The sequence below is a fragment of the Parvibaculum sp. genome (assembly GCF_039680535.1).
Taxonomy (GTDB): Bacteria; Pseudomonadota; Alphaproteobacteria; order Parvibaculales; family Parvibaculaceae; genus Parvibaculum.
Window position 1 is genome coordinate 131,704 of record NZ_JBDKSS010000022.1, and the last position, 16,418, is coordinate 148,121.

The 16,418-nt window shown below is 60.9% G+C and carries 14 protein-coding genes; 13 read left to right on the forward strand and 1 reads right to left on the reverse strand.

Annotation, left to right across the window (positions count from 1 at the left end; genetic code table 11):
* Positions 1–100: 100 nt before the first annotated feature.
* Both ABFC66_RS14655 and ABFC66_RS14660 read left to right on the forward strand, forming a co-directional pair.
* Positions 101–922 carry a DUF6502 family protein gene (locus tag ABFC66_RS14655; protein WP_346741705.1) on the forward strand — a complete coding sequence of 274 codons (822 nt, stop codon included), beginning with the start codon at positions 101–103 and terminating at the stop codon, positions 920–922.
* On the forward strand, positions 912–2,342 hold the full coding sequence (locus tag ABFC66_RS14660; RefSeq protein ID WP_346741706.1) for a DUF5666 domain-containing protein: 1,431 nt from the start codon (positions 912–914) through the stop codon (positions 2,340–2,342). The genes ABFC66_RS14655 and ABFC66_RS14660 overlap by 11 nt, the downstream gene beginning before the upstream one ends.
* A gap of 26 nt (positions 2,343–2,368) precedes the next feature.
* On the opposite strand, the gene ABFC66_RS14665 is transcribed toward ABFC66_RS14660, so the two are convergent.
* Positions 2,369–3,577, reverse strand: a complete 1,209-nt coding sequence (locus ABFC66_RS14665; RefSeq protein WP_346741707.1) for an enolase C-terminal domain-like protein — start codon at positions 3,575–3,577, stop codon at positions 2,369–2,371.
* Positions 3,578–3,799: 222 nt separating this feature from the next.
* On the opposite strand from ABFC66_RS14665, the gene ABFC66_RS14670 reads away from it, so the two are divergent.
* The 11 genes from ABFC66_RS14670 to glgP form a co-directional block, all read left to right on the forward strand.
* Positions 3,800–4,627, forward strand: coding sequence for an IclR family transcriptional regulator (locus ABFC66_RS14670; protein WP_346741708.1), 828 nt, complete (start codon positions 3,800–3,802; stop codon positions 4,625–4,627).
* A 139-nt stretch (positions 4,628–4,766) separates the two neighbouring features.
* Entirely contained in the window at positions 4,767–5,801 is a 1,035-nt protein-coding gene (locus ABFC66_RS14675; RefSeq protein WP_346741709.1) for an aldo/keto reductase, read from the forward strand.
* Positions 5,798–6,691, forward strand: coding sequence for an amidohydrolase family protein (locus ABFC66_RS14680; protein ID WP_346741710.1), 894 nt, complete (start codon positions 5,798–5,800; stop codon positions 6,689–6,691). Before ABFC66_RS14675 ends, ABFC66_RS14680 begins: the two co-directional genes overlap by 4 nt.
* The gene (locus tag ABFC66_RS14685; RefSeq protein ID WP_346741711.1) at positions 6,678–7,790 is read left to right on the forward strand and encodes a mandelate racemase/muconate lactonizing enzyme family protein; all 1,113 of its coding nucleotides are present in this window, start codon (positions 6,678–6,680) and stop codon (positions 7,788–7,790) included. The genes ABFC66_RS14680 and ABFC66_RS14685 overlap by 14 nt, the downstream gene beginning before the upstream one ends.
* A 1-nt stretch (position 7,791) precedes the next feature.
* Positions 7,792–8,142, forward strand: a complete 351-nt coding sequence (locus ABFC66_RS14690) for an L-rhamnose mutarotase (RefSeq protein WP_346741712.1) — start codon at positions 7,792–7,794, stop codon at positions 8,140–8,142.
* Positions 8,132–8,884 carry an SDR family oxidoreductase gene (locus tag ABFC66_RS14695; protein WP_346741713.1) on the forward strand — a complete coding sequence of 251 codons (753 nt, stop codon included), beginning with the start codon at positions 8,132–8,134 and terminating at the stop codon, positions 8,882–8,884. The genes ABFC66_RS14690 and ABFC66_RS14695 overlap by 11 nt, the downstream gene beginning before the upstream one ends.
* A complete protein-coding gene (locus ABFC66_RS14700) occupies positions 8,881–9,744 on the forward strand; it encodes a fumarylacetoacetate hydrolase family protein (protein WP_346741714.1) in 864 nt (287 codons plus the stop codon). The genes ABFC66_RS14695 and ABFC66_RS14700 overlap by 4 nt, the downstream gene beginning before the upstream one ends.
* 1 nt (position 9,745) lies before the next feature.
* Positions 9,746–11,212, forward strand: coding sequence for an alpha-L-fucosidase (locus tag ABFC66_RS14705; RefSeq protein WP_346741715.1), 1,467 nt, complete (start codon positions 9,746–9,748; stop codon positions 11,210–11,212).
* A gap of 81 nt (positions 11,213–11,293) precedes the next feature.
* A complete protein-coding gene (locus ABFC66_RS14710; RefSeq protein ID WP_346741716.1) occupies positions 11,294–12,988 on the forward strand; it encodes a DUF1302 domain-containing protein in 1,695 nt (564 codons plus the stop codon).
* A 39-nt stretch (positions 12,989–13,027) separates the two neighbouring features.
* Positions 13,028–14,374, forward strand: coding sequence for a DUF1329 domain-containing protein (locus ABFC66_RS14715; protein WP_346741717.1), 1,347 nt, complete (start codon positions 13,028–13,030; stop codon positions 14,372–14,374).
* A gap of 210 nt (positions 14,375–14,584) precedes the next feature.
* Positions 14,585–16,418, forward strand: a 1,834-nt coding sequence (gene glgP, locus ABFC66_RS14720) for an alpha-glucan family phosphorylase (protein ID WP_346741718.1), incomplete at its 3' end; no start/stop codon positions are given.

The following is a 16,418-nucleotide window of genomic DNA, read 5'->3' on the forward strand; positions in this document are numbered from 1 at the left end:
CCACATTAAGAGTGGAGGGAAAAAATCCCACACGCAAGAGAAATGATTGCGAATGTGTATTAGCTGGACCCGTCCATAGGACAAGGAACCTGCCGCGCTAATGAATGACGACGCGCTCAAAAAGACCCTGGTGAAGCTGCTCAGTCCGCTGGTGCGGTATCTGATCCGCCGCGGCTGGGGATTCGTGGCGGTGCGCGACCTCCTCAAGGCGATTTATGCGGCCGAAGCCGAGAAGCTCTTGCGGGAGGATACGGGGCAGGTTCCGAACGACAGTCAGATCAGCCTGGTAACGGCCATTCACCGCAAGGAGGTGAAGCGGCTTCGCGAAAGCGATGAACTGGCGGATGGTGCGCCCGATTCCTTTCAGGGGGCGCATGCTGCAGCGCGCGTGATTGCGACCTGGCAATCCTCACCAGAATTCTGCGACGAGAACGGAGAGCCCAGGCGCCTTTCCATCGGCGCCTCCGCCAAGGAAAACGAATTCGACGATCTGGTCAGAGCGACCAAGGCCGATGTGCGTTCGCGCTCGATACTTGATGAACTGCTGCGCGTTGGGGCGGTCGAGGTGACCGGCGACGATCATCTGCGGCTTCTGCGCAACGCCTATATCGGCGCCGATCCGAAAGAGAAGCTGATGTTTCTCGCTGCCAATGTTGGCGACCATCTCAGAAGCGCGCTGCACAATCTCATGAGCCCGGAAGCGCCGTGGATCGAGCGCGCGCTCTATCACGACTCGATTCCGCTGGATCATCTCGCGGCCATCCGGCCCGACCTTCAGAAACTCGCCGAGAAGTTCCTCAAGGACGCCAATCGTCATCTCATTGATGCCAATACGGTCAGCACCGAAGGAGATACGAGCGGTCGAAAGCGTATGCGCATGGGCGTTTACTATTTCGAGGCGGATAGCGACGATGAAGTTTAGCGCTCGCCTCGGCGCTGCGGCCGTCTGCTTATCTTTGGTTCTGGCTGTTGCTCTGGGTTTCGGCCCGAGTTGGGCCGGGGCGCCCGGTGCGGGCATTGGCGGCACCGGAGGTGCCTCAAGGTCGGCCGGAGGAGGCATCGGCGGGACGGGGATCTCTCCTGGCGGGGGCATTGGCGGTACCGGAATCACGCCGGGCGGCGGCATCGGTGGAACCGGCCTGACGCCGGGCGGCGGCATCGGCGGCACCGGCGTCACCGGCTTCGGCTCCATCCAGGCTTTCGGCAGCATCTTTGTGAATGGCCGCGAGTATGCGCTTGTGCCAGGCACCCGTATCATGGTCGATGGCCGCCCTGCGACGCAGGCGGATTTGCGCGTTGGTCAGGTCGCGTTGGTGCGTGGCGACGCCGTCGCGGCAAGCCGCGCAGGCGTTGCGGCGACGGTCGAGGTCAATCATTCCCTTGTCGGGCGCATTGATACGCTGAGCGCGGATGGCCGCACGCAAACCATCCTTGGGCAGACGGTTGTGACATCTCCCGCCACGCGTCTGGCCGATGCGCAGGGGGCCGGCATTGCCGCTACCGAGATGAAGGTGGGCGACGTGGTTGCCATCAGCGGCTTGAGGCGGGCCGATGGTGTCTGGATCGCGAGCCGGGTGGACCGCCTTCCCTCCAATGACCCATCCGCTGCGGCACGATTTGTCATCAACGGCCAGGTGGGCGCGGTCGATCAGGCGCAGGGGACCGTTGAGATCGGCGGCAACAAGGCGGTTGCGGCCCGACCGGTCTTGCTGAGCGGCATCCACACGGGTGCGGCGGTCTTTGCTGCGGGTACCTACACCGCCCGCGGTCTTGTTCTCGAGGCGATCTCGACGTCCGCGATCGATCTGGGGCCGCGCGGCACGCGCGTGGAAATGGAAGGGTTCTTTGCACCGACGACCGGGCGCGTCGGCGCCTTGGCCCTGACGGCGAATGGCGTGACGGCGGTCGGGCCCCAGACGGCGCTGCCGGAGAGCACCGGCAGTACCCCGGTGGTGGTCACTGGCCATGTGGATGACGACGGTACGATCCTCATCGAGGAGGGCGGCATCACCGTGCCGAACCAGCCGGACCCGAGCGGACCTCGCGGCGAAGGGGGCGGCGGCGTGGAGCGGGGCGCGGAAAGCGAGGCGCCTGAATCTTCGACGCCATCCCGAACCGAAGTCGAGAAGCCGGAGACTGAAGCGCCTGAGGTCGAGACGCCGCAAGTTGAGACACCCGAGGTCGAGACGCCGCAAGTTGAGACACCTGAGGTCGAGACACCGGAAGTTCAAACGCCTGAGGTGGAGATACCCGAGGTGCAGAGGCCGGAAATCGAGACGCCCGAGATTCAGGTTCCGGAAGTGCAGACACCAGAGATCGAGCTTCCCGAAACATCGCATTAGGGCGAGCGCCGACAGATGTGCAGCTCTTACGCGGGCACGGTCCTCGCGTAGGCGTCGATCGACGCGGGTTTCATTTCAATGCTGAAGCCCGCCGCCAAAGGCGGCATGTAGCGTCCATTTTCGATGCGGCATGGATCGACGAAGTGCTCATGCAGATGGTCGACATACTCCGCGACGCGTCCTTCGTCGGTGCCTGATATCGAGAGATAGTCGATCATCGAAAGATGTTGCACATATTCGCACAGGCCGACGCCACCCGCATGCGGACAGACAGGTTTGCCGAATTTCGCAGCCATGAGCATGATGGCGAGGTTCTCGCTGAGACCGCCTACACGCGCTGCGTCGATCTGGACGATATCGATCGCATCAGCCTGCATGAACTGCTTGAAGAGGATTCGGTTCTGGCACATCTCTCCTGTTGCGACCCTGATCGGAGAGATGGCATTCCGGATCTGCTGATGGCCGAGAACATCATCCGGAGATGTCGGCTCCTCGATGAACCAAGGATCGAACTGGGCAAGCGCACCGATCCATACGATGGCTTCGTCAACTTCCCAGACCTGGTTGGCATCGAACATCAGCTGGCAATCTCCACCGATGGTCTCGCGCAGAAGGCTGGCTCGCCGCAGATCGTCGGGTAGATCCCGGCCGACTTTCAGCTTGAAATGTCTCCAGCCCCGCGCTCGGGCATCGCGGGCGGTTTTGCGCAGCGTCTCGTCGTCATAACCCAGCCAGCCGGCAGAGGTTGTGTAGGCGGGATAGCCTGAGGCCAGAAGCCGCCGGCGCCGCTCGTCCTTTTGCTTCGCTGCGCGCTCGAGAATGTCGAGGCTCTCTTCGGGCGTGATCGCATTTGTCAGATAGCGGAAATCGATGCAGCGCAGAAGTTCGGCGGGCGGCATATCGGCGACGAGCGCCCAAACCGGCTTGTTCTCGGCGCGTGCCCAGAGATCCCATACCGCATTGACCACGGCGCCCGTTGCGAGGTGCATCACGCCTTTGTCGGGGCCGAGCCATCTGAGCTGTGAATCGCCGGTGATGAAGCGCCAGAATGCGGCCATATCGGCGGCGATGTCTCGCAATGACATGCCGACGAGTCGCGCCGCGAGAAGCCCGATCGCGGCGACGCAGAGTTCGTTGCCCCGTCCGATCGTGAAGGTGAGCCCATGTCCTTCCAGACCCGGCCGGTCCGTCTCCAGGACGATGTAGGCGGCCGAGTAGTCGGGGTCGGCGTTCATGGCGTCAGAACCATGTCTTCCATCGGAGGTTGGAAACCGGATGTCGTGCGTTCGCCATCCTGTAATTCTGACGTCGTCAAACACGCGAATTTCCTTTTAACCTTGGACCATTGAGAGGGTGGAGCGGTGATTTCGCGGATGTTTTATATGTAAACTTCTGCTAACATATATGAAACATCGAGGTCAACGCGTGCGCGTAGCGGACGGGTGCGGAAGAAGAAGATGAAGCCGAGCAAGACCATGAAGACGAAACAAGCGGCGGCAGGCCATGCCGGCGTCGGGATAGACGACGGCGCCTTGTCGCGCTACTCCGCGCCGGCGCTGGAGAAGGGGCTCGACATCCTGGAGTTCCTGTCTGAACGGGCCCGGCCTTATTCGCTGGCCCAGCTCGCGGAGGAAATCGGCAGGACCAAGGGTGAGATATTTCGGATGCTTGCGGTCCTCGAAGCGCGGGGCTACGTCGAGCGGGAAGCCGACACGGACCATTATCAGGTCACGGACCGCTTGCTGCGGATTGGTCTTCGGCGCCCCAAATATCGTGCGCTGACGGATATTGCACGCTCCGTCATGGATCGTTTCGCAGCCGAGACGCGATACCCGTGCCATCTCGCAATAGCTTCCGACGAACAGATTGTCGTCATTGCCCGCGCCGAGTCGCCCGACCTCGTGGGGGTAACGGTTCGCGTCGGCTATCGCCAGCCGCTTCTGGAGACCGGCTCCGGACGCTGCATCCTTGCCTTCATGGGTGAGCAGCAGCGCGAAGATGTCCTCTCGCTCATGAAGCGGGGCGGGGTCAAGGTCAACAGGGCAGCGCTTGATGCGGAACGCGAGCGGATAAGAAAAAAGGGCGGGATCGTCGAGGAGAGCCGCATCATGGAAGGCGTATGGGATATCTCATGTCCCATCCTTGGCGCAGGTAGCGAGGATGTCGTCGCTGCGCTGACGACCCCCTATGTCCAGCTACTGATTAACCAGATTGGCAAGGACGAGGTTGCCGCGAGGCTTCGCGAAGCAGCGCGCGAGGTCACCGTGAGGCTTGGCGCGCCCTAGGAGGGCGGGCGCCGGGACATAATTACCGAATACCGCTGGAATTTTTCGCCTTGACGCAAGGGACAGGCCGTTCGTCGTCATACGGAGCGGTTTACAGATAAAATGAGGCGCGCTATATAAAACGAAGGGAGGAGTAAGGATGGCGCGATCCGGCCTGAGGGGCTTGTTCGCGGGGGGTATGCCGACGCTCGGCTTCGGAGCGGCGCCGCTCGGCAATCTCTACCGCGCTATGACCGACGGGGAAGCATGTAGCCTTCTGCATGCTGCCGGGAGCGCGGGGCTACGCTATTTCGACACTGCGCCGCTTTACGGCTTTGGTCTCTCCGAGAGAAGGCTCGGCGAATTTCTCCGCGGTCAGCCGCGAGACGCCTTTGTGCTGTCGACAAAGGTTGGGCGCGTGCTCCGGCCGAACGACGGCTGGCATGCGCAGCGCGACTATTTCATCGATACGCCGCCTTTCGAGCCGGTCTTCGACTATTCCTACGACGGCATCATGCGGTCCTTCGATGCGAGCCTCGAGCGGCTCGGCGTTGACCGTATCGATTTTCTGCTGATGCATGACATAGGTGAGAAAACTCACGGTGCCGCGCATGAACAGCTCTTCAAAACGGCGATGGATGGTGGCTACAGGGCCATGGAGGAATTGCGTCGATCCGGCGCGGTCGGAGCGATAGGTATCGGCGCGAACGAGTGGGAAGTCTGCAATCTGGCCCTCGATCGCGGTGAGTGGGACGGATTTCTGCTGGCCGGCCGCTATACGCTTCTTGAGCAGGGCGCCCTTGCTCCATTTCTCGATCGCTGCGTCGAGGAAGGAAGAGGGGTCGTCGTCGGAGGCGCGTTCAACTCAGGCATTCTGGCGACTGGCGCCGTTGGGCGAGCGCATTTCGACTATGGCGCGGCGCCGCAGGCCGTTGTTGTGAAGGTTCAGGCCCTCGACACCGTTTGCAGATTGCACGGTGTGCCGCTCGCCGCCGCCGCGTTGCGCTTTCCCTTCGCGCATCCCGCGGTCGTGGCGGTGATCCCCGGCTTCGGCAGCAAGGCCGAATGCGACCAGATCATGCAATGGATGCAGTGCGAAATTCCCGATGCGCTCTGGGCAGCGCTGAAGTGGGAAGGCCTGATTGACCGGCGCGCTCCGGTCCCCGTCGGCGGCCCCGTGGGGGTGCCGTCGTGAGGATCGACGCGCATCAGCATTTCTGGCAGCTCGACAAGCCGTTCTGCACCTGGCCGACGCCAGCGGAAGAGCGGATTTACGCCGACTTTGGCGAGCGCGATATCGCGCCCCTGCTCGATGCCTGCGCTGTGGATTGCACAGTGCTCATTCAGGCGGCTCCCTCGCTCGAAGAGACACATTATCTGTTGGAGATCGCGGATCGGACGCCTTTCGTCAGGGGCGTCGTAGGCTGGATCGACATGGAGGCGTCCTCCGCCATGTCGGACCTGGAGGTTCTGGCGCGCTATCCGCGCTTCCGGGGCATCCGGCCCATGCTTCAGGCTATTCCGCAGACGGAGTGGATTCTCAATCCGACTTTCGATGGAATCCTCGGCCGACTCGCGGAGTTGGGCCTCTGCTTCGATGCGCTCGTGACGCCGCGGCATCTCGCCGTTCTGCATGAGCTGGCGAAACGCCACCCGGCTCTGTCCATCATCGTCGACCACGCAGCCAAGCCTGCCATTCGCGACGGCGCCGAGGGATTTTCCGATTGGCAGTCCCGGATGACGACTCTGGCTGCTAACGCAAATGTTGCCTGCAAGATCTCCGGTCTGTTGACGGAAGCAGGCACCGGCACGGACCTCGCAACCCTGCGGCCCTATCTCGACCATCTTCTCTCGATATTCGGCGCAGAGCGCCTTCTTTGGGGCAGCGATTGGCCGGTTGTCCTGATGGCAGCCGACTATGGGCAATGGGTCGCGATCTGCGAAGCGTGGCTTTCGGACAAGTCGTCGGCGGACCGTGATTTGTTCCTCGGTGAGACGGCCAGGCGCATCTATCGACTCGGCGGCGCAGGCGAAAACGCGCGGTGCCGCTACGAAGGGGAAGCAAATTTGCATGGCACGTATTGAATTTGCCGAACTCTTCCTCGTCCTTCTCAAGCCGAAGGTTGAGCGAACCGACGCGATCCAGAAATTCGTTTGCCAGGAGACCGTAATCCTGCGGCTGCACGATGCGGATGGCTGCGTGGGTACCGGTTACAGCTACACGATCGGAACGGGCGGCTCGTCTGTCATTGGACTTCTTTCTGATCATCTTTTGCCCCTGCTGATCGGACGGGAGGCGGAGGAGATCGAATCCATATGGCGCGATCTCAAGTTTCACATCCATGCGACGACGGTGGGGGCGATTTCCTCGCTTGCCTTGACGGCCATCGACACGGCGCTCTGGGATTTGCGCGCCCTGAGAGCCGGTCTGCCACTTCATCTCCTCGCCGGCGGCGCGCGAAGGCGCATTCCGACATACACGACGGAGGGAGGCTGGCTTCACCTCAGCCAGGACGAACTCGTTGAAGACGCGCAGCGTGCCCGGGAAGGCGGCTTTCGCGGCGTGAAGATCAAGATCGGCAAGCCGACCGTCCGCGCAGATGTCAGGCGCGTTGCGGCTGTGCGCGCGGCGATCGGCGACGAAATGGAACTCATGACCGACTGCAATCAGGCGTTCTCGGTCGACGAGGCGATCCGGCGCGCAGAGTCTCTCGCCGGCCTTGATGTTGCCTGGATGGAAGAGCCCTTGCCGGCCGATGACGTTGAAGGACACGTCAGGCTGGCCGCGGCAACGTCGATTCCCGTCGCCGTTGGCGAGTCGATCTACGGCTTGCGCCACTTTCGCGACTACCTGCAGCGGCGCGCCTGCTCCATCGTTCAGGTCGACTGCGCGCGGATTGGCGGTATCACACCCTGGCTCAAGGTTGCGCATCTCGCCGAGGCCTTCAACGTCGCCGTCGCTCCTCACTTTCTCATGGAGCTTCATGTGTCGCTCGCTTGCGCCGTGCCAAATGGCCGGTGGGTCGAGTACATCCCGCAGCTTGACGAAATCACGTTGTCGGGCTTGCGCATCGAGAATGGCGAGGCGTTGGCCCCGGAAACGCCGGGCCTCGGCATCGCCTGGAACTGGGACGAGATACGAAAACGGCGCGCGGTCGAACACGCCGTCCGGAAGGTGGCTTGAGATGGAGAAGGCGGAATATAGCGGGCACCGTATGGGCATGGTGATTGCCGTGAAGCCCGACATGATCGCGGAATACAAGCGCCTCCACGCCGATGCGTGGCCGGACGTGCTCGATATGATCCGGGCCTGCAATATCCGCAACTATACGATCTTCCTGCGCGAACCGGAGAACCTGCTCTTCAGTTACTGGGAGTATGTCGGCGAAGACTTCGAGGGCGATATGGCGCGCATGGCGGAACATGAGCCGACGCAGCGCTGGTGGTCGTTCACCGATCCCTGTCAGCAACCTCTTCAAAGCAGCGCACCCGGAGAAAAGTGGGTTGGCATGGAGGAGGTGTTCCATGTCGACTGACATCCGATATAGGCCCCGGTTGGCGGGAAAGCGCGTTCTGGTGACGGCCGCTGCGCAGGGCATCGGCAAGGCGAGCGCAGAGGCGATGGCGCGCGAAGGCGCGCATGTGATTGCGACCGATATAGATGGCGACGGGCTCTCGGCAGTCGATGTGTCGGAAAGGCACCGCCTCGATGTGACGGACAGAGAGGCCGTCAAGCTTCTCGCGCGGGACGCTGGCGCTATCGATGTCCTCTTCAACTGCGCGGGCTACGTTCATCACGGCACCATCCTCGATTGCGAAGAGGATGATTGGGACTTCTCGATGTCGCTGAACGCCGGCGGCGCCTACCGAATGATACGCGCCTTTCTGCCTGGAATGATCGGGGCAGGGGGCGGTTCCATTATCAACATGTCGTCGGTGGCCTCATCGGTGATCGGTGTGCCCAATCGCTTCGTCTATGGCGCAAGCAAGGCGGCGGTGATCGGGTTGACGCGCTCGGTTGCGGCCGACTTCGCATCGCAGGGCATTCGCTGCAACGCGATTTGTCCTGGTACCGTCGAGACGCCATCGCTCGAGGGGCGAATGCGCGGACAACGCGATTATGAAGCAGCGAAGGCCGCTTTCATCGCGCGTCAGCCAATGGGGCGCATAGGAACGCCGAAGGAAATCGCCGAGCTGGTCGTTTATCTGGCGAGCGACATCAGCGCATTCATGTCCGGAAGCGTACTCACCATAGACGGCGGGTGGAGCAACATATGAAGCTCTTCCGCCACGGCAAGAAAGGACATGAGAGGCCGGGCATCCTTGATGCAGCGGGGCGTCTCCGCGATCTGAGCGCGATCGTTGCCGACATTGCGGGCCCCGTGCTTCTGCCGAAGGGACTGGATGCACTCCACTCCATTGATTGTGAAACGCTTCCTTTCGTCGCTCCCGGCGAACGCATTGGGCCCTGTGTCGGCCATGTGGGAAAGTTCGTCTGCATCGGTCTCAACTATGCCGACCACGCCGCCGAGTCAGGAATGGAGGTTCCCGCCGAGCCGGTGCTTTTCTTCAAGGCGACCAGTGCACTTTGCGGTCCGAATGACGACGTCGTCATTCCGCGAGGATCGACGAAGACGGACTGGGAGGTTGAACTCGGCGTCGTTATCGGGAAAGAAGCACGTTACGTCAGCGTTACCGATGCGATGGATCATGTCGCCGGGTATTGCGTCGTCAACGATCTTTCGGAGCGCGCCTTTCAGCTTGAGCGTGGAGGGCAGTGGGTCAAGGGAAAGAGTGCCGATACGTTCGGTCCGATCGGTCCGTGGCTCGTAACGCGCGACGAGGTGTCGGATCCGCAAAGCCTCGCCATCTGGCTGGAGGTCGACGGCATCCGCCATCAGAACGGCAACACGCGCACGATGATCTTCGGCGTCGCGGAGATCGTGAGCTATGTCTCGCAATTCATGAGCCTGCAGCCCGGCGACATCATCTCGACGGGCACTCCGCCGGGCGTCGGCCTCGGTATGAAGCCGGAGCCCGTCTACCTGCGCGCGGGGCAGGAGATGCGCCTCGGCATCGAAGGTCTTGGCGAACAAAGACAGAAAACAATTTTGGAAACGGACAGTCGGAGCAGGTGAGATGGGGTACTCGGGTGACTTGGAATCGCTTAACGGACGACCATTGCCCAAATGGTACGACGATGCAAAGTTCGGAATATTCATTCATTGGGGCGTGTGGGCCATCCCGGGTTTTGCGCCGCGATTGGGCAGCATCTCCGACGCCTTCAAGAATGATTATAAGCGTGCGGTCGCGATGGTGCCGTATACGGAATGGTATGCGAACGCGATCAAGGTTCCCGGTACTCCTTCAGCGGAGTTTCACGCTCAGACCTATGGCAACAGGCCTTATACCGACTTCAAGGCGCCATTTCTCGAAGGCTTGAAGCAATGGGATCCGGCAGAATGGGCGGAGACCTTCCGCAATGCGGGCGCCAAGTATGTCGTGCTGGTGACGAAGCATCACGACGGCTTTTGCCTCTGGCCTAGCAACGTCCGGAACCGGCATGAAAAGGACTGGATGACGGAGCGCGACGTGGTCGGCGAGCTCGCGCGTGCGGTTCGCGCCCTGGGTATGCGTTTCGGCGTTTATTATTCCGGTGGCATCGACTGGACGTTCAATCGGGAACCGCTCAGGACATTTGGCGATTTCATCGGCTCGACGCCGACAGGGGATTACCCCGCCTATGCGAAGGCGCAGGTGCGCGAGCTGATCGAGAGGTATGAGCCGAGCGTTCTCTGGAATGATATCTCCTGGCCAACCGGCCAGGACGAGCTCCTGGACCTGTTCGCGGACTATTACAATGCGGTTCCGGAAGGCGTCGTGAACGATCGCTGGGTCCATGCGGGGCTCTTCTCGAAGGCCATGCATTTCAAGATGGCGCGGCGTCTCTTCGACTATGTGGCGCAACGCCACATCGCGAAGAACCCGAAGGCCGTCGAGGGCGTCATTCCTCAACCCATTCCCCATAGTGATTTCCGAACGCCGGAATACACGCGCTTCTCGACGTTCCAGAAGAAGAAGTGGGAGGCGACGCGAGGCATGAGCTACTCCTTCGGCTTCAATCGCAATGATCACGAAGAGGACTATGCCTCTGCCGACACGCTCCTTTCGGACTTCATCGATGGCGTATCGAAGGGCGGAAACCTGCTCCTCAATGTTGGGCCGCGCGCGACCGATGCGCGGATTCCGGCGGAACAGATTTCCCGGCTGAAGGCTTTTGGCGAATGGCTTGCCGAAAATGGTCCCGCGATCTATGGCACCGCGCCCTGGCGGAGAGACGATAGCGATTGCTCCGACGCAGTGACGGATGCCGACATTCCGGTCCGCTTCACTCGGAAAGAGCGGACCGTCAACGTCATACCGCTTGGCCGCCCCGCAGGTGCCTCGCTTCGTGTGCGGGACGTGACGCTCGATGGGACGGCGCAGCTTGTCGCCGATGGGTCGCCAGTTGTCATGCGCCGGGAGGGCGCGGACACGGTGTTCGAATTCAGGCAGTCACTCAACGGAAAATTTGCGCCCGCGATTGCGGTGAACACAAAGGAATGACGGCCGGCACGCCGTAGGGGTGCTGGAAAGACGGAGGGGCTGCCCCGAACCGATAGGTGCTCGGGCATTTGGGAGGATGAAATGAAGTACAGACATGGAGGAAGAGGCGTGCGCGGCCGGCTTGCGTGCGCTTTCGTTGCGTATCTGGCGTCGATGATCGGAGGAGCGTCGGCGGCCGGAGCGGTCGAATGGAAGATCGGCGAGGTCGACGTCAACGTGAAGACGACGGCGTCGGTTGGCGTAGGCATCCGGATGGTCAATCCGGATGGAGATCTCATCTCCGTCCTGAATGGCGGGCGGGACACGTCGATCGCGGCGGAAAACTTCGACGATGGAAACCTCAACTACAAGCGCGGTGACGTCTACACCACATCCACGCGGATGTTGCATGAGGTTGATATCCGTTGGCAGAACCTCGGTGCTTTTTCGAGCTTCTCCTACTTCTACGACTTCATGAACAACGACGCCGAAAGTACGCGGCGGACCGATCTCTCGCATGATGCGCGCCAGCAGGCGGGACGAGGCATCGATCTCTACGATGCCTATGTCTATGGCGACTTCAATGTTGGCGGGGCGCCGCTCACCCTGCGTCTGGGCAATCAGGTTATCAACTGGGGCGAGGCGCTTTTCCGGCCCGGCGGTATCGCGCAGACCAATGCGATCGACATTTCCAAGCTCGTCACGCCTGGTACGAATATTCGAGAGGGCTATCTGCCTTCGCCGATGATCTATGCGAACTTCTCGCCTGTTCAGGGTCTCGGCCTGGAAGCCTATTACGAGTTCGAGTGGCGGAAAACGAAGCTGATCCCGGTCGGCACATTCCATTCGACAGAGGACCTTCTTGGCGACGGCAACCAGGGCATGTTCTTCGCCGGCGACCCCGGCGGAACAGGATTGACTCCGCAGCAGCTCTTCCTCACCGGCACCGCCATTCCGCGCGGACCGGACGATAACCCGAAGAACGGCGGGCAGTATGGCGTCGCCGCGCGCTATTTCGCCGACGACCTGGCGCTGGAAGCGAGCCTTTATTACCTGCGATATCACTCCAAGACGCCGTATCTCTCAGGCACGGCCTTCTGCATCATTAGTTATCTTTCTTGCTTCGTGTCGGTGCCGACGAGCTACTACGCCGTCTATCCCGAGGACAACAATCTCTACGGCGCCAGTCTGAGCTTCCCCATCGGGCCGGTCGCCATAGGTGCGGAGGCGTCCTATCAACCGCGATATCCGGTGATGCTTGCGGATGCGGTAACTGCGGCGATAACCGAGGCATGGATAACGGGACTGCCTTCGAGCGTTGACGGCGTGACCTATGCCAAGCGCTGGAGCTACATCGGCAATGCGGCGTTGACGATCGGGCCAAATCTCGGTGCCATCGGTCAGTTGCCAGGCTGGATCGGTGCGGACTCGATGGATCTCTATGGCGAAGCAGCTCTGGTGTCGTTCGCGGGTGACAAGCCCGCCGGCGTCACCGGCGACATGTCGGCCTGGGGCCTGACAACCGTCGCGAGTGCAACCTATACCAACGTCCTGATGTCCGGTCTCACTCTGACGCCGAATGTGAGCTTCAACTACAACGTCAACGGCACGGCCATTGATCGGTCGAGCGCCGGTACGCCTATCAGGGGAAAGCGTGCGGTTGCTGTCGGTGTGTCCGCGAACCTGCGCAACACCTATTCGGGATCCATCACCTACACGAACAACATGGGCGGCGGCCTGATTACACGAAATTCCGACCGGGATTTTCTTACCATCGCCGCTGCCTACTCGTTCTGAACATGAATTGGTTCCGCAAGAGAACCTGGAGGAAACGTGATGTCTAAAACCGGAAGACGGATCATGGGCGTCGCCACGACGATGGCCCTGTTGCTCGATCTTGGAGGAGGGGCGTGGGCGGCCAATGCTGGTGACCTCGGCGGGAGTCTCACGCCGATCGGCGCCGAACGTGCAGGCAATGCAGACGGCACAATTCCCGACTGGACGGGCGGCGATCGCGAACCAGAGCCGGGATGGAAGGTTGGCGATCCGCGTATCGACCGCTACGCCGCCGAAAAGAAGCTCTTTACGATCGATGCGTCGAATATCGACAAATATTCCGACAAGCTTTCGCAGGGGCAAATCGAAATGATCAAGCGCCATGCGGGCTATCGCATGGACGTCTACCCAACCCACCGCAGTTGCGGCTACTCGCAGTCCATCTATGACGCCACCAAAGCCAATGTCGGGCAGGCGAAGCTGAGCGAAGACGGGGCCATTCTCTCCGGACAAGGCGGCTTCCTCTTTCCGCTGCCGGAGAATGGCCTTCAGGTGATGGCGAATTACCGCACGGCCTTCGGTGGGCTCTATGTCAGGCACAAGGTCAATATGGCCGTTGAGCAGACGGGGGGAAGCTACTTCGTCAACACTGGCGTCGTCACGTCCTACGCACCTTTCTTCGAGAAGAGCGCGGGTGATACCGACGGCGAGTATATGACGAAGTTCATCTACAAGCAGACGGCGCCGGCAGCGTCGGTCGGCAGCATCATCATGACGCTGCAACCCTATGACGGCAGCAATGAGTCCTGGGTTTATGTCCCCGGACTCCGCCGTGTAAAAAAGGCGCCGACGGCAAACTACGATACGCCGGTGCCCGGTCAGGACGATCTCCGGACCTTCGACCAGACTTACATGTTCAATGGTCTACCCGACCGCTACACATGGAAGCTCCTGGGCAAGAAGGAGGTCTATGTTCCCTATAATGCGGCACGGGTACGTGCGGCCGGCATCAAGATTTCGGACATCGTGACGAACGAATATCCGAACCGGGATCTCGCCCGTTACGAGCTTCACCGCGTCTGGGTCGTCGAAGGTACGGCCAAGCCCGGCTACCGGGCTACCTTCAGCCGGCGTGTCTTCTATATTGATGAGGATACGTGGACGCCCGTCGTTGCTGATCTCTACGACACGAAGGACCAGCTATGGCGGTTCCAGGAAAACCATCTCTTCATGGCGTCTGAGGTTCCAGCCTGCGTTACGGCGGTCGACTACTACTACGACCTCAATGCCAATCGATATATTGCCGACGACATCATCATCGACGGCCAGTCGAACTATACGGCAGAAGACATCGTCGCAAATGACATGTTCTCGCCGGATGCCATGCGTCGGGACGGTCTTCGATAGGTGGCCGTCCAACCCGAATAGAACCTCCTCGCACCTGTTGTGCAACTTCGGCCGCAATGAAAATTGCGGCCGTTTTTTTTGGTAGGTTGCGCCAAATCGGTTGCCGTGGCTTTTGCCGCAAGAAGGCGTCATGATGATTAATAGTGCCGTCTCGCCTTCAGGCAAGAATGCCGAGCGCTCACACGGCACCTGAATGTACGGAGTGAAGTCATGGTCGCACTTCCCTTGCCGACATTGCCGGACGCGATATCCATTCTTCAATCACTGTCGCTCGATCTGCGCTGGACATGGAGTCATGAAGGCGACGCCCTGTGGTCCTATGTCAATGAGGAGCTGTGGGAGCGCACGCACAATCCGTGGGTCGTCCTGCAGGGCACACCAGGGGAGCGTTTCAAGGCGCTGGCATGCGACAGGAAATTTCTCGACGAGCTTGCGGGCTTTGTGGCTGTTCGGGAACGATACTTAAAGACGCCGGGATGGTTTCGCAGCTCAGAGCATGCGTCGCGGCTGGGGGGCGTGGCCTATTTCAGCATGGAATTCGGTCTCGGAGCCGCGCTGCCGCTCTATGCCGGCGGCCTCGGCGTTCTGGCGGGGGATTTTCTGAAGGCGGCCAGCGATCTCGATGTTCCGATTGTCGGAATAGGTCTTCTCTATCAGGAAGGCTATTTCCGCCAGGTCCTGGATGCGAGCGGTGCCCAGCAGGAGTTTTATCCATTCAACGAGCCGGCCGCGATGCCGATAGAGCCCGTCATTCTTCCCGAAGGCGGCTGGCTGCGCATCCCGCTTGAAATGCCGGGCCGTGTTGTGCTTCTGCGAGTCTGGCAGGCGAATGTGGGACGCGTGAAGCTCTATCTGCTCGACAGCAACGATGCCCTCAACGGCCCGCCGGATCGTGGCATTACCGCGAAGCTCTATGGCGGTGGAACCGAGACGCGGCTGATGCAGGAGATTGTGCTCGGCATTGGCGGCTGGCGCGTCGTCAAGGCTCTCCATCCGGAGATCGAGGTTTGCCATATCAATGAGGGGCACGCGGCCTTCGCCATCATTGAGCGCGCGCGCCAACAGGCGCTGAAGGAGAATATCGACTTTTGGGACGGCCTGTGGGCGACGCGAGCAGGCAATGTCTTCACGACGCATACGCCCGTCGCGGCGGGCTTCGACAGGTTCCCCGCTGACTTGTTACGGAAATATCTGCCCTATGTTGAAGGATCGATCGCGGGAGATAGCCTCACGCTTGCAGACATATTGGCGCTAGGCCGGATCAATCCCGACGATGAGGACGAGCAGTTCAACATGGCGTATCTCGCCCTGCGCGGCTCGGCCACTTGCGTGGGCGTGAGCCGTCTGCATGGCGAATTCAGTCGCCGCATATTTCAGCCGCTCTTTCCGCGTTGGCCGACTTGCGAGGTGCCGGTCGGGCACATCACCAATGGCGTTCACATGCCGACATGGGACTCCGCGGAGGCCGACAGGATATGGACGGAGGCTTGCGGAAAGGAAAGATGGCGGTCGGACCCAGGCACCGAGGTTGCTAATATCGCGCAGGTCCCCGACGAGAATCTATGGGCGATGCGCAACAAGAGCCGCGAGCGCCTCGTCCATCTGGCGCGCCGGCATCTGGCGACCCAGCTCCGGGAGCGGGGCCGCGATGCGGAAGCGGTGCACACCGCCGACACTGCACTCGACCCGAATATTCTGACGATCGGATTTTCACGTCGGTTCACCGAATACAAGCGAACGGACATTCTGCTCCGCGACCTCGACCGTCTGGGGCGCATTCTTTTCAATGAAAACCGGCCCGTGCAGATCGTGACCTCCGGCAAGGCCCATCCTGCGGATACCGAAGGAAAGGACATGATCCGCTCGTGGATCAATGTGGCGCGCCAGCCGAAATTCCGGCAGCGCGTGGTATTTCTTGAGGATTACGACATCGATCTCGCGCAGCATCTTGTTCAGGGTGTGGATGTCTGGATCAATACGCCGCGCAGGCCGTGGGAAGCGTGCGGCACGAGCGGCATGAAGATTCTCGTCAATGGCGGCCTCA

Bases quoted from the DNA above. Each gene is read 5' to 3' on its own strand.
- ABFC66_RS14700 (WP_346741714.1), top strand. From the start codon at position 8,881: ATGAAGCTCTTCCGCCACGGCAAGAAAGGACATGAGAGGCCGGGCATC.
- ABFC66_RS14670 (WP_346741708.1), top strand. From the start codon at position 3,800: ATGAAGCCGAGCAAGACCATGAAGACGAAACAAGCGGCGGCAGGCCAT.
- ABFC66_RS14705 (WP_346741715.1), top strand. From the start codon at position 9,746: ATGGGGTACTCGGGTGACTTGGAATCGCTTAACGGACGACCATTGCCC.
- ABFC66_RS14710 (WP_346741716.1), top strand. From the start codon at position 11,294: ATGAAGTACAGACATGGAGGAAGAGGCGTGCGCGGCCGGCTTGCGTGC.
- ABFC66_RS14655 (WP_346741705.1), top strand. From the start codon at position 101: ATGAATGACGACGCGCTCAAAAAGACCCTGGTGAAGCTGCTCAGTCCG.
- ABFC66_RS14695 (WP_346741713.1), top strand. From the start codon at position 8,132: ATGTCGACTGACATCCGATATAGGCCCCGGTTGGCGGGAAAGCGCGTT.
- ABFC66_RS14660 (WP_346741706.1), top strand. From the start codon at position 912: ATGAAGTTTAGCGCTCGCCTCGGCGCTGCGGCCGTCTGCTTATCTTTG.
- ABFC66_RS14715 (WP_346741717.1), top strand. From the start codon at position 13,028: ATGTCTAAAACCGGAAGACGGATCATGGGCGTCGCCACGACGATGGCC.
- ABFC66_RS14685 (WP_346741711.1), top strand. From the start codon at position 6,678: ATGGCACGTATTGAATTTGCCGAACTCTTCCTCGTCCTTCTCAAGCCG.
- ABFC66_RS14690 (WP_346741712.1), top strand. From the start codon at position 7,792: ATGGAGAAGGCGGAATATAGCGGGCACCGTATGGGCATGGTGATTGCC.
- ABFC66_RS14675 (WP_346741709.1), top strand. From the start codon at position 4,767: ATGGCGCGATCCGGCCTGAGGGGCTTGTTCGCGGGGGGTATGCCGACG.
- ABFC66_RS14665 (WP_346741707.1), bottom strand. From the start codon at position 3,577: ATGAACGCCGACCCCGACTACTCGGCCGCCTACATCGTCCTGGAGACG.